We start from the raw sequence: 12835 nt of genomic DNA on the forward strand, positions 1-12835 counted from the left end.
GGCGAGGCGCGGACCACAATCGGCGGGGTGGATCTCCTGAACCGGCTCCGCGCCGAGGTGGACGGCGACGTGCTCGCCGACGCCGCCAGCCGCGCCCTGTACTCCACCGACGCGTCCAACTACCGGCACGTGCCGACAGCGGTGGTGCGGCCGAGGTCGCTGGACGCGGTCGTGGCCGCCGTGGGGGTCGCGGCGGAGCTGGGCGTGCCGGTGACCTCGCGCGGGGCGGGCACCAGCATCGCGGGCAACTCGGCCGGTGACGGGCTGGTCCTGGACTTCTCCCGGCACCTGGACCGGGTGCTGGACGTCGACCCGGCGCGCGGGCTCGCGGTGGTGCAGCCGGGGGTGGTGCTGGACCGGCTCAACGACGCGGCGCGCCCGCACGGGCTGCTGTTCGGGCCGGACCCGTCCACGCACTCGCGGTGCACGCTCGGCGGGATGATCGGCAACGACGCGTGCGGTTCGCGGTCGGTGGCGTGGGGCAAGACCAGCGACAACGTGGCCGCGCTGGACGTGCTGCTGCCGGACGGGCGGCGGTTCGACACCACCGCTCCCCCGCCGCTGGACCTGCCGCGCGCGGACCCCGCGTGGTACCCGGCGCTGGAGCGGCGGGTGTCCGGGTACCGGCTGGACGCGCTGCCGGACCTGACGCGGGCGCTGGTGGGCACCGAGGGCACCTGCGCGGTGCTGCTGGGCGCGACCGTGCGGCTGGTGCCCGTGCCGCCGAGGCGGGTGCTGGCGGTGCTGGGGTTCGACGGCCGGTACGACGCGGCCGACACCGCGCCGCACGTGGCCGCGCTCGGCGACGTGCTGGCGGTGGAGGGGCTGGAGGAGTCGCTGGTCGCGGCGGCCGGGCGGGACGTGCGCAGGCTGCTGCCGCGCGGGTCGAGCTGGCTGTTCGTGGAGACCACCGAGGAGGCCGTGGCGCACGAGGCGGCGTCGCTGGCCCCGCACTCGGCGGTGGTGCTGGACCCGGCGCGGCAGCGGGCGCTGTGGCGGGTGCGGGAGGACGGGGCCGGGCTGGCGACCCGGATGGCCGACGGCGGCGAGGCGTGGTCGGGCTGGGAGGACGCGGCGGTGCCGCCGGAGCGGCTGGGCGCGTACCTGCGCGAGTTCGACGACCTGCTGGCCGGGCACGGGCGGCGCGGGGTGACCTACGGGCACTTCGGCGAGGGCTGCGTGCACGTGCGGATCGACTTCGACCTGGCGGGCGGGCGGCGCGGGGCGCGCGGGTACCGGGCGTTCCTGGAGGCGGCGGCGGACCTGGTGGTCGCGCACGGCGGGTCGGTGTCCGGGGAGCACGGCGACGGGCAGGCCCGCTCCGAGCTGCTGACCAGGATGTACCCGCCGGAGGCGATCGCGGCGTTCCGGGCGTTCAAGTCGGCGTTCGACCCGCGCGGGCTGCTCAACCCCGGCCGGGTCGTCGACCCGCTGCCGCTGGACGCGGACCTGCGGGTGGTGGTGGCGCCCGCCGTGATCCCGACCAGGGCGGCGCTGGGGCTGCGCGCGGACGGCGGGGACCTGGCGGCGGCGACGCGGCGGTGCGTGGGCGTCGGGAAGTGCCTGAACACCTCCGGCGGGGTGATGTGCCCGAGCTACCGGGCCACCCGCGAGGAGAAGCACTCCACGCGCGGGCGGGCGCGGCTGCTGTTCGAGATGCTCGCCGGGGACGTGGTGCGCGGCGGCTGGCGGTCCACCGAGGTGCGCGAGGCGCTGGACCTGTGCCTGGGGTGCAAGGGGTGCAAGCGGGACTGCCCGGTGGACGTGGACATGGCGGCGTACAAGGCCGAGTTCCTGCACCGGCACTACCGGGGGCGGCTGCGGCCCCTGGCGCACTACTCGATGGGGTGGTTGCCGCTGTGGTTGCGGGCCGGGCTGGTGAACCGGGTGACGCGGCGGCTGGCCCGGTTCGGCGGGGTCGATCCGGGGCGGGAGCTGCCGGTCCCGGCACGGCGGTCGCTGCAGGAGCGGTTCGAGCCGGTGGGGTCCGGGGAGCCGGTGCTGCTGTTCCCGGACACGTTCACCAACCGGTTCGAGCCGGAGGTCGGGCTGGACGCGGCGGCGGTGCTCGCGGAGACCGGGCACTCGGTGGAGGTGCCGTCCGGGGCGGTGTGCTGCGGGTTGACCTGGTACTCGACCGGGCAGCTGGGGGTGGCGCGGCGGGTGCTGCGGCGGACGGCGCGGGCGCTGCGGCCGTGGGTGCGGGAGGGGGTGCCGGTGGTCGGGGTGGAGCCGAGCTGCGCGGCGTTCCTGCGGTCGGAGGCGGTGGAGCTGGCCGGGGACGACGCGGACGTGGTGGCGCTGGCCGGGGCGGTGCGCACGTTCGCCGAGCAGGTCGGGCCGGTGCTGGAGCCCCCGGTCGCCGGGCCCGCGAGCGCGGTGGTGCAACCGCACTGCCACCTGTACGCGGAGGGCGGGACGGGCGCGGACGAGGCGCTGCTGGCGCGGGCCGGGGTGTCGGCGGAGCTGGTGCCGGGGTGCTGCGGGCTGGCCGGGAACTTCGGGTTCGAGAAGGGGCACCACGGGGTGTCGGTGGCGGTGGCGGAGCAGAACCTGGCCCCGGCGGTGCGGGCGGCGGGCGCGGGGACGGCGGTGGTGGCGGACGGGTTCAGCTGCCGCACGCAGGTCAGGGAGGTCACCGGGGCCGAGCCGGTGCACGTGGCGACGCTGCTGGCCAGGCGGCTGGGGTTGCGCGGGGGTGGGCGCGACTAGCCCGAACGGCCCCCTAGAGTACTCCGCGTGACGCACTGAACACGGAGGGGTACGACGATGGCTGACACTTCGCCAGGGGTGGCGCGGCGCAGGACGCTGCTCGCGGCGCTGCTGGGCTTCCCGGTCCTGGGCGCCTGCGGCGCGCCCGGTCCCGCCGCGCCGCCCGCGTCGTCGGGGGCCGCGCCGACCGGGACCACGCCCTCGGGGCCGGGCGGCGGGGGCGAGGCCGCGACCACCGACCTGCCGGAGCTGGCCGCGCTGGAGGAGCGGTACGGGGCGCGGCTGGGCGTGCGGGTGATCGACACCGGCTCCGGGGTGGCGGTGGGGCACCGGGCGGACGAGCGGTTCCCGGTGTGCTCGCTGGTCAGCCCGTACGCGGCGGGGGCGCTGCTGGTGGCCAACGACTGGCGGGACGGGTTCTTCCGGCAGGTGATCACCTACGAGCGGGCGGAGCTGATCGGGAACTCGCCGGTGACCGGGGCGCGGGTGGACGGCGGCATGACCGTGGCCGAGCTGTGCGACGCGGCGATCGCGCACGACGACAGCACGGCGCTGAACGAGCTGCTGTCGCTGGTGGGCGGGCCGGAGGCGATCACGGCGTTCGCGTTCGCGCTGGGCGACGAGCAGACCAGGCTGGACCGCTGGGAGCCGGACCTGAACGCGGCCGAGCCGGGGGACGAGCGGGACACCTCGACGCCGGGCGCGCTGGCCGCCGGGTACCGGAACCTGGTGCTGGGGACGGCGCTGGAGGGCGCGACCGAGCGGGCGGAGCTGCGCGGGTGGCTGGAGGGCGGCGGGACGGTGCTGCGCTCGGTCGTGCCGCGCGGCTGGGCGGTCGGCGGGAAGCCGGGCGCGGCCGAGCACGGCACGCTGTGCGACGCGGCGATCGCCTGGCCACCTGACCGCGACCCGCTGGTGGTGGTGCTGATGTCGACCAGGGCGGAGCGGGACGCGCGCGGCGACGTGGCGCTGCTGGGCGACGCGGCGCGGGTGGCGCTGGGGGCGCTGGGGGTGGGGTGAGGCTGGGGCGCGGTCGCCGCCAGGGGATCGCCGCCGAGCGGATCGCCGCCGGGCGGGCTGCCACCGGGCGGGCTGCCACCGGGCGGGCGCCACCGGGCGGGCTGCCACCGGGCGGGCTGCCACCGGAGGGGTTGCCGCCGGACAGGTTGCCGCCGGAAGGGTTGCGACTGAGCGGGCTGTCACCGAGCGGACTGCGGCTGGGCGAATCGTCGCCGGGCGGGCTGCCGTCGAGCGGACTGCGGCCGGGCGGACCCCGGCCGGGCGGGTTGCCCGGTTGAGCCGAACGCGCTGGTCCGGACGGCCGCGCTCCGAACGGCCCTTGGCGGTGGTGCATCGGTGGCCGCTGGAGGTGTTAACACCGGTTGGCGCGGCAGCGATCCGGGTCGGTGAGAGCGCCGGACCGAGTGGTCCGGCCACGACGACGGGACGGCCCGATGCCCAGCGCGACAGCGACACTGAGAACCGACGGCGCGACCGAGGACGTGCGGGCGCTGGCGCGCTGGTTGCGCGACGGGGACGGCTTGCGCGGCCGGGTGAGCCTGGCGGGCGCGGCCGGTCCGCAGGGCGGCGCGGCGCAGGACGCGGCGCTGGTGGTGCTGACCAGCGCGACGGCCCCCGCGCTGGTGCGCTGGCTGTTCGACTGGCTCAAGCACTGCCGGACCGCGCGGCAGGTGTCGCTGACCGTGCGCGGCGCGGACGGGCGCGAGGTGGAGCTGACGTGCGGGTCGACCACGGACGCGGCGCGCGTGCTGGCGTCGACGCGCGAGGTGCTGGCGGGGCGGTGACCGGTCGCGCCACCGGTCCCCCACCGCCCCCGGCCTAGCCCGCCGTCCGGCTCACCGGCCGCTCGCACATCTTCGCGCCCTTGGTGTAGTCGATCATCGAGTCCAGCCGGTCCCTGGTCTGCACCAGCGAGTCGATCTGCCCGGTGATCCGGTCCCGCTCCGTCGCGAGGAACGTCATCAGCTGCGGCGTGATGTGCCCGGTCAGGATGCACGGCAGCAGCTTCTGGATGGCCTTGCTCGACAGCCCCGCCGCGTAGAACTGCTGGATCAGCAGCACCCGCTCCACGGCCTGCTCCTGGTAGTGCCGCTGCCCGCTGGCGCTGCGCACCGACGCGAGCAGCCCCTGTTCCTCGTAGTAGCGCAGCGCGCGGACGCTGACGCCCGCCTTGTCCGCGAGCTCTCCGATGCGCACCTGAACCTCCACGGGGGTGTTCCCACCAGGTTAACCCCGTGGTGGCCACTCCTCCGGTGGTGAACTCCGCCACGCGCTCACCGGGACCTCACCTCGCGGTCTGCTCGCTCACCCAGTCGAGATAGGCCTCGCTCCCGGCGAGCACGGGCAGTGCCAGCACCTCCGGCACCTCGTACGGGTGCTCCCGCTCGATGTGCCGGTTCACCTCGGGCAGCCGCTCGTAGGTGGTCTTGATCCAGAGCTGCCACTCCCGCTCGTCCTTGACCTCCCCCTCCCACCGGTACAGGCTGCGCACCGGCCCGCCGATCTGCACGCACGCCGCCAACCCGGCCGCGACCAGCCCCGAGGCCAGCTCCGCCGCCACGTCCTCGCTGTCGGTGGTGGTCAGCACGACCACGTGTTCCTCGCTCACCCGACCGAGCGTAGCCACGGCACGACGACCCTGCCGCCCGCCGCGAGCCGCTGCGCCAACCGCCGCGAACCGCTGACCAGCTCGACCTCGCACGCCCGGTCTGCGGTCAGCGCCACCGACCGCAGCTCGCCGTCCCGCCACTCCAGGTCGACCGCGATCCCGCCGCGCGCCCGCAACCCGGTCACCCGACCGGTCGGCCAGGACGGCGGCAGCGCGGGCAGCAGCTCCAGCACGCCCCGGTGGCTCTGCAGCAGCAGCTCCGCGACCGCAGCCGTGTACCCGAGGCTGCCGTCGACCTGGAACGGGTTGGCGCAGGTGAGGTTCGGGTACAGCGGCATCCCGGCCAGCGAGCCCGCCGCCCGCTCCCCCTCCCCCAGCCTGGCCCACAGCGCGGCCTTCCACGCGTGCGACCACCCCGGCCCACCCGGACCGCGCGCCTCCAGCGACCGCCGCGCCGCCCGCGCGAGAGCGCTCCCGCGCTCGATCCGCACACCGGGGTACAGCCCGACCAGGTGCGAGAGGTGCCGGTGCTCGGGCTCGGGCTCGGCCCACTCGTCGCGCCACTCCAGCACCCGCCCGTCCTCCCCGACCGGCGGCTCGGGGAGGCGGGCCAGGACCTCGGCGACGTGCCCGACGTCCTCGCCCAGCACCGCGCCCGCACGCACGACCCGGTCGAACAGCTCCCAGGTCAGCGCCAGGTCCATGGTCGCCCCGACCCCGACGGCGACCTCGCGCCCGTCCGCCGTCAGGTAGTGGTTCTCCGGCGAGGTGGACGGCGCGGTGGTCAGCGCGCCCCGGTCCTCCACCAGCCACGCCAGGCAGAACTCGGCCGCGCCCAGCAGCAGCGGCCAGGCGCGCTCGCGCAGCCACACCGCGTCCCCGCCGAACTCGTAGCGCTCCCACAGGTGCAGGCACAGCCACGCGCCCGACATCGGCCAGTTCGCCCACGCCGGGTCGCCCTGCACGGGCGTGGCCAGGAACCAGCGGTCGGTGTTGTGGTGCGCGCACCAGCCGGGCAGCCCGTACAGCTCCCGCGCCACCCGCGCGCCCGACTCCGCGAGCCCCTCGAGGAACTCCAGCAGCGGTTCGTGGCACTCGGCGAGCGCGGTCGGCTCGGCGGGCCAGTAGTTCATCTCGGTGTTGATGTTGAGCGTGTAGTTGGACCGCCACGGCGGCTCGGCGTGCGGGTTCCACACGCCCTGCAGGTTCGCGGGCAGCGTGCCCGGCCGGGAGCTGGCCACCAGCAGGTGCCTGCCGTGCTGGAACAGCAGCGCCGCCAGCGCCGGGTGCTCGCGCGGCCAGGTCGACGGCGGGCCGTCCGGCGCGGGGCCGAGGTCCAGCTCGACCCGGCCGACCAGCTCGGCGTGCGCGGTGGTGGCGCGGTGCCGGAACAGGTGCCACGGCGGGACCCCGTCGACGCCGACGTAGACCACGACCGCGTCGTCCTCGTCCAGCCGGGTGAAGTCCACATCGGACTCGACGGTGACCTCGTCGGCCCCGGTGACGCGCACCCCGAACCCGCCGCCGCACACCGCCTCCACCGTCACGGGACCGTGGAAGGTGGTGGAGATCCCCTTGAGCAGGTCCAGCTCCCGCCGGTAGCCGCCCTCGGCGCGGTAGCCGAGCACGAGCGTGCCGAGGGGCTGGTAGCTGGCGGTGTCCGGGCCCTGGACCGAGCGCAGCAGCTCGTCCGCGCGCTCCGGGTCGCCCGCGAGCGCGGCGGCGCGGGCGGCCCGCACGACCTCGGGGTCACCGGTGGCGGGCGGGGACGGGTCGGTCCACAGCCGGTCGTCGTTGAGGTCGAACCTGCCGTCGCCCCAGCACATCGCGCCGAACCGGCCGTCGCCGATCGGGTGCGCCTCCTCCCAGCGCGCGGCGGGTTCGGCGGCCCACGGGCTAGGGCTGTCGGAGAACGGCGACACCGAACCTCCCGAGTTCGACCTCGTCGGCGGGCGCGGCCTCGGCGCCCTGACCGCTCCCGGCGCGCGCGTCCCCGGCCAGCAGGTCGACCCCGCCGCCGGGAACGGCCACGGACACCGGTTCGTCGTTGTGGTTGACCAGGAACAGGAACTCGCCCCGCCACACCGCCTCCACGCCCGAGGGCAGCAGCGGCAGCGCGCGCGGCACGCCCGCGCTCTCGACCAGGTGGGCGAGCAGCCGCGCGGTGGCGGCGGGCTCGGGCCGGGTGGCGGCGTACCAGGCGCGGCCGTGCCGCAGCACCACCGGGGCGTCCCCGGCGCGCGCGACGACCTCGGCCCCGTGCGGGACCACGTCGTCGAGCCAGAAGTCGGCGGTGAACTCGCCCAGCAGCTCGGACTCGCAGCGCAGCTCGCGCTCGACCGGGGCCATCTCCTGCACGGTCAGCCCGAGCAGCCCGCGCAGCGGACCGGGCGCGCCACCGGGGTGGACCCGGTCGTTCTCGTCCACCACGCCGGAGAAGAACCCGACCAGCAGCGTGCCGCCACCGTCCACGAAGGACTCGAACCGGGTGGCGTCCCGCACCAGGTACAGGTTCGGCACGACCACCAGCGCGTAGGCCGACAGGTCCGCGTCCGGCCGGACGAAGTCCACCGCGACGCCGAGGTCGAACAGCGGCTCGTAGAAGTCCCGCACCCGCGCCAGCAGGTCGAAGTCGTTCGCCGGGTGGGCGTCGAGCCTGCACGCCCACCAGCTCTCCCAGTCCAGCGCGAACGCCACCGACGCGCGCACGTCCGCCCCGACGACCTCGTCCAGCTTCGCGAGGTCCGCGCCCAGCTCGCACACCTCGCGGAACACCCGCGTGTCCGGCCCGGCGTGCGGCAGCATCCCGGAGTGGAACTTCTCCGCGCCACCGGCCGAGGCCCGCCACTGGAAGAAGCAGACCGCGTCCGCGCCGCGCGCCACCGCCTGCGCGGACTGGGCCCGCAGCTGGCCTGCGGGCTTGGCCGGGTTGCGGCGCCGCCAGTTCACCGCGCTCGCCGCCTGCTCCATCAGCGCCCACGGCCCGCCCGCGAGCGAGCGCACCAGGTCGTAGGCGATGGCCGTGCCCACGTGCGACTTCGGGTCCGAGGGGTCCGGGTACCAGTCGTGCGAGACGACGTCCTCGTGCGCGGCCAGCGCCCAGTAGTCCATCGGCTGGTCCAGGCCCATGAAGTTCGTCGTGATCGGCACGTCCGGGTTCGCCGCCCGCAGCACGGCCTTCTCCGCGAGGAAGCACTCCAGCAGCGCGTCCGAGGAGAACCGGGCGAAGTCCAGCCGCTGCGCCGGGTTGATCAGGTACGGGGCGCGGCGCGGCGGCACGACCTCGTCCCAGTCGCCGTAGCGCTGGCTCCAGAACGCGGTGCTCCACGCGGCGTTCAGCGCGTCGAGCGTGCCGTGCCTTGCCCGCAGCCAGCGCCGGAAGTGCTCGGCGCTGACGTCGCAGTGGCAGACCTCGCAGTACTCGTTGTTCACGTGCCACATCACCACCGCCGGGTGGTGCGCGTACCGGGCCGCCAGGTCCGTGACCAGCTCCAGCGACCGCTTGCGGTAGACCGGGGACGACGGGCAGAACTGGTTGCGCGAGCCGTAGGACAGCCTGCGCCCGTCGAAGTCCACCGGCAGCGTCTCCGGGTGGCGGTGGCCCAGCCACGGCGGCGGCGACGCCGTCGGGGTGGCCAGGCACACCGCGATCCCGTTGGCGTGCAGCAGGGACAGCACCCGGTCGAGCCAGTCGAACTCGCGCGCGCCGGGGGTCGGTTCGAGGGTGGCCCAGGAGAAGACGCCGACCGTGGCCACGTTCACCCCGGCCCGCTTCATCAGCTCGACGTCCTCGGCCCACACCTCCTCCGGCCACTGCTCGGGGTTGTAGTCCCCGCCGTAGCGCAGCCTGCCGCGCACCGCCGCGCCAAGTCCGACAGCGCCCGGTACCCCCGAGCCCGGTCCCACCGCGTCCAGTCCCGTCACACCGTCCCCGCTTCCACCGTCACCCCTTGACCGCCCCCACGATCACGCCCTTCGTGAAGTGCTTCTGCACGAACGGGTAGACCACCGCGACCGGGACGAGGGCCAGCACGACGACGGCCATCTTGATGGCCAGGGTGGCCACCAGTCCACCCCCGGCGCCGACCGTCTCCGCGCCCTGCGTGACGCCGGGGATCGGCTGCCCCTGGAGCACGAAGGTGCGCAGCACCAGCTGCAGCGGCCACTTCTCGGTGCTGTTCAGGTACAGGAACGCGTTGAAGAACGCGTTCCAGTAGCCGACCGCGTAGAACAGCGAGACCACCGCGGTGACGCCCTTGGACAGCGGCAGCACGATCCTGGTGAGCACGCCGAACTCGCTGGCCCCGTCGATGCGGGCGCTGTCGATCAGCTCGCCGGGCAGGTTCATGAAGAACGAGCGCAGCACCACCAGGTTGAACGCCGACACCGCGCCGGGCAGGATCAGCGCCGAGTAGCTGTCCAGCATCCCCAGCGACTGCACCAGCAGGTAGGTGGGGATCAGGCCCGGCCCGAACAGGAACGTCAGCAGCACCAGGAACAGCAGCGGCCGGTGCGCGAACGTGCCCGGTCGGGACAGGCCGTAGGCGGCGAGCAGCGAGATGCCGGTGCTGAACGCCGTGCCCACCGCGGTGATGCCCAGGCTGACCAGCACGGCGCGGGTGACCACGCCGCCGGTGAGCAGCTCCTCGTAGGCGGCGAACGTGATGCCGTCCGGCACCACGACGAGCCCACCGGCCGCCGTGATGGCCTGCTGGGTGGACAGGCTGGTCAGCACCACCACCCACAGCGGGAACAGCACCACCAGCAGGATCACCGCGACCAGCACGCCCTTGGCGGCCCGGCCGAGCGCGGAGGGCGGCTCCTCCCACACCGGCCTGGTCGGCTTCGCCGAGGCGCGCGCCGAGCGGATCGTCGGGCGCGGGGTCGTGGTCGTCATCGGGAGTACACCCCCTGCTCGCCCGCCAGGTGCGCGACCTTGTTGGCCGCCAGCACGAGCGCGAGCCCCACCAGGCCCTTCACCAGCCCGGCCGCCGCCGCGTAGGAGAAGTCCGAGTTGACCACGCCGGTGAAGTAGACGTACGTGTCGAGCACTTCCGCCGCTTCCCGCCCCACCGCCTCGCGTTGCAGCAGGAACTGCTCGAAGCCGACGGTCAGCGCCTCGCCGAGGCGCAGGATCAGCAGCAGCACCACGACCGGCACGAGCGCGGGCAGCGTGACGTGCCAGAGCCTGCGCCACCGCCCGGCCCCGTCGACGGCGGCGGCCTCGTACAGCGAGGCGTCCACGGTCGCCAGCGCGGCCAGGAACACGATCGCGCCCCACCCGGCGTCCTTCCACACCGCCTGCGCGGTGACCAGCCCCAGGAACAGGTCGGGGTCGGTCATCACGTCGAACGTGGTGGCGCCGTTGGAGCGCAGGAACGAGTTGAGCAGACCGGCGCCGCCCAGCATCTGCTGGAACAGGGTGATCACGAGCACCCAGGAGAAGAAGTGCGGCAGGTACACCACGCTCTGCACGAGCAGGCGCAGCCGGGGCGAGAGCAGGCTGTGCACCAGCAGCGCCAGCCCGATCGGGATCGGGAAGTAGAACACCAGCTGGAACGCGGTGATCATCAGCGTGTTGCCGGCGGCGGCCCAGAAGTTCGGGTCGGTCGCGATCCGCTCGAAGTTCACCAGGCCGGTCCACGTGCTGGCCATGACGCCGGTGTACGGCGAGTAGTCCTGGAACGCCACGACGTTGCCGAGCAGCGGCACGTAGTGGAACACCACGAGCACCAGCGCGGCGGGCATGACCATGAGCAGCATCGGCCAGTCGCGGCGCAGCTTGCGCGACCACGCGGGGGCGCGGCGGGCGGCGGTGTGCTCGCCGCGCCGCGCCTCCGGTGGGGTCGTCAGGTCAGCGCCCGGCATCGGTGAGGACCTTGTCGTAGAACTCGCGCAGCTTGTCGCCGCCCGCCTTGCGCCACTCCTCGGCCAGGCCGTCCGCGTCCTTGGCGCTGGCGCGCCCGCGCAGGATGTCGTTGGTGCGGTCCTCGAACTGCTTGCCCAGCTTGGTCAGCTCGGCCGGCTCCTCGATGCGCAGGCCGAACGTGATCGGCTTGACCTGCTTGGAGTAGGCGTCCGCGTGCCAGGCGTGGGCCTCGCGCACGAAGTCCGGGAACTGGGTGTGCGCGTACGCCTCGGCGGGGCCGGAGATGAACCCGTAGGTCAGGGTGATCTCCTTGGCTCCCAGGGCGTTCAGCTGCGGCGAGCCGTCGGCGTTGCGGGTGCTGTGCTTGCCGTCGATGCCGTAGCGCAGCAGGAAGTGCTCGCTGGTGCCGAACGGCGCGGCGGCGAAGTTGCACAGCCGCAGCAGCTCCTTGACCCGGTCGTCGGAGAGGTCCTTGCGGAACAGGGTGAGCATGGAGACCGGGTTGCTGATCGGGTAGGTGGCCTTCCCGCCGTCCGAGGCGAACGGCAGGATGGCGGACATCCGGAAGTCCGGGTTCACCGGCCGTTGCTGCTCGAAGGTCTCGTGCCACGCGCCGACGCCGTCCTGGTGCAGCAGGACCTGCCCGGAGGCGAACAGCTCCTTGAGGCGGCTGAAGTTGCCCGCGACCACGTCGGGGTGCACGTAGCCGGCGTCGAACAGCTCGCGCATGTCGCGGATGGCCGCGGCGTACTCGGGCGTCTCGATGTGGTTGACGACCTTGCCGGAGGAGTCGCGCTGCCAGTCGCCCTTGTCGCCCCGAGCGCGCACGAGCGTGCGGAAGATGTCGCCGACCGCCCAGCGGTTGCCCGCCGGGTCGTTCACCTTGGCGCACAGGTCCTTCAGCTCCGCGAAGGACTTGACCCGCGGGTCGACGCCGAGGCTCTCGAACAGCTCGGGCCGGTAGAAGGTGGCCTCGGCGAACAGGTCGCCGGGGAACGGCACCGCGAACAGCTTGCCGTTGTAGACGCAGTTCTCCCACACGGCGGTGGGGATGCCCGCGAGCATCGGGTAGTCCTTGGCCTTGTCGCCCGCGATGAGGCCGCCGATGTCGCGGAACACCTCGCCGACGCCCGCGCTGAACCGGGGCGGCACGGTGAAGGTGGGCATGACGGTCAGCTCGGGCACCTGCTTGCCCGCCATCATGGCGGCGAGCTTCTGCGCGTAGTCCGCGCCCGCGACCAGCTCGAACTTGACCGTCCCGCCGAGCCGCTCGTTGACGGCGTCGTAGTACGAGTTCTGCCCGAGGCCCGGCGGCACCGGCCAGAACGTCGGCGTCATGACGGTGACCTCGCCGCCGGAGAGCGGCTTCTCCTTGACCGCCTCGACGAGCGTGGAGGGGAACTTGAGGTACCCGGCCTTGGAGCCGTTGACCCCAGGGAGGTCGGGCTTGGCGAACTCGACCGGCGAGTACGACGGGAGCAGCTTGGCGAGCTCCTCGGAGTTGAGCGCGCCACCGCCCCCTCCCTGCTGCGGCGCGGGCCCACCGCAGCCGACCAGCAGCGCACCACCGGCAGCCGCACTCATGCCGAAGAAACTCCTGCGGGACACATTCATCGGACAACGCC

Annotated in this window: 11 protein-coding genes; 4 read left to right on the top strand and 7 right to left on the bottom strand. The window is 74.3% G+C overall.

Features of this window, described 5'->3' with window-relative positions; translation table 11 throughout:
• The first annotated feature begins 27 nt into the window (after positions 1-27).
• From LV78_RS25680 to LV78_RS25695, 4 genes are all read left to right on the top strand, one after another.
• Complete coding sequence (locus tag LV78_RS25680) at positions 28-2712, top strand: FAD-binding and (Fe-S)-binding domain-containing protein (protein WP_253848186.1); 2685 nt, start codon at positions 28-30, stop codon at positions 2710-2712.
• Between the two features lie 57 nt (positions 2713-2769).
• Positions 2770-3732 (top strand): class A beta-lactamase, encoded by a 963-nt coding sequence (bla, locus tag LV78_RS25685; protein WP_253848187.1) that lies wholly within the window; start codon positions 2770-2772, stop codon positions 3730-3732.
• Entirely contained in the window at positions 3729-4010 is a 282-nt protein-coding gene (locus LV78_RS25690) for a hypothetical protein (protein WP_253848359.1), read from the top strand. Before bla ends, LV78_RS25690 begins: the two co-directional genes overlap by 4 nt.
• Positions 4011-4166: 156 nt before the next feature.
• A complete protein-coding gene (locus LV78_RS25695) occupies positions 4167-4517 on the top strand; it encodes an effector-associated constant component EACC1 (protein WP_253848188.1) in 351 nt (116 codons plus the stop codon).
• A 34-nt stretch (positions 4518-4551) separates the two neighbouring features.
• On the opposite strand, the gene LV78_RS25700 is transcribed toward LV78_RS25695, so the two are convergent.
• The 7 genes from LV78_RS25700 to LV78_RS25730 form a co-directional block, all read right to left on the bottom strand.
• A complete protein-coding gene (locus LV78_RS25700) occupies positions 4552-4929 on the bottom strand; it encodes a MerR family transcriptional regulator (protein WP_253848189.1) in 378 nt (125 codons plus the stop codon).
• A gap of 88 nt (positions 4930-5017) precedes the next feature.
• Complete coding sequence (cutA, locus tag LV78_RS25705) at positions 5018-5341, bottom strand: divalent-cation tolerance protein CutA (protein WP_041836694.1); 324 nt, start codon at positions 5339-5341, stop codon at positions 5018-5020.
• Positions 5338-7263: a glycosyl hydrolase family 95 catalytic domain-containing protein gene (locus LV78_RS25710; protein WP_253848190.1), complete on the bottom strand. Its 1926-nt coding sequence runs from the start codon at positions 7261-7263 to the stop codon at positions 5338-5340. The genes cutA and LV78_RS25710 overlap by 4 nt, the downstream gene beginning before the upstream one ends.
• A complete protein-coding gene (locus LV78_RS25715) occupies positions 7238-9265 on the bottom strand; it encodes a beta-galactosidase (protein ID WP_253848191.1) in 2028 nt (675 codons plus the stop codon). The genes LV78_RS25710 and LV78_RS25715 overlap by 26 nt, the downstream gene beginning before the upstream one ends.
• Before the next feature lie 19 nt (positions 9266-9284).
• Complete coding sequence (locus LV78_RS25720; RefSeq protein WP_253848192.1) at positions 9285-10238, bottom strand: carbohydrate ABC transporter permease; 954 nt, start codon at positions 10236-10238, stop codon at positions 9285-9287.
• Entirely contained in the window at positions 10235-11209 is a 975-nt protein-coding gene (locus LV78_RS25725; RefSeq protein ID WP_253848193.1) for an ABC transporter permease, read from the bottom strand. Before LV78_RS25725 ends, LV78_RS25720 begins: the two co-directional genes overlap by 4 nt.
• Entirely contained in the window at positions 11196-12794 is a 1599-nt protein-coding gene (locus tag LV78_RS25730; RefSeq protein WP_253848194.1) for an extracellular solute-binding protein, read from the bottom strand. The genes LV78_RS25725 and LV78_RS25730 overlap by 14 nt, the downstream gene beginning before the upstream one ends.
• Positions 12795-12835 lie beyond the last annotated feature (41 nt).

This window comes from Actinosynnema pretiosum (assembly GCF_024171695.1).
Classification (GTDB): Bacteria; Actinomycetota; Actinomycetes; order Mycobacteriales; family Pseudonocardiaceae; genus Actinosynnema; species Actinosynnema pretiosum.

What these genes read in the sequence shown, in the direction of transcription:
- LV78_RS25725 (WP_253848193.1), bottom strand. Translation starts at nt 11,209, where the DNA reads ATGCCGGGCGCTGACCTGACGACCCCACCGGAGGCGCGGCGCGGCGAG.
- LV78_RS25730 (WP_253848194.1), bottom strand. Translation starts at nt 12,794, where the DNA reads ATGAGTGCGGCTGCCGGTGGTGCGCTGCTGGTCGGCTGCGGTGGGCCC.
- LV78_RS25720 (WP_253848192.1), bottom strand. Translation starts at nt 10,238, where the DNA reads ATGACGACCACGACCCCGCGCCCGACGATCCGCTCGGCGCGCGCCTCG.
- bla (WP_253848187.1), top strand. Translation starts at nt 2,770, where the DNA reads ATGGCTGACACTTCGCCAGGGGTGGCGCGGCGCAGGACGCTGCTCGCG.
- LV78_RS25695 (WP_253848188.1), top strand. Translation starts at nt 4,167, where the DNA reads ATGCCCAGCGCGACAGCGACACTGAGAACCGACGGCGCGACCGAGGAC.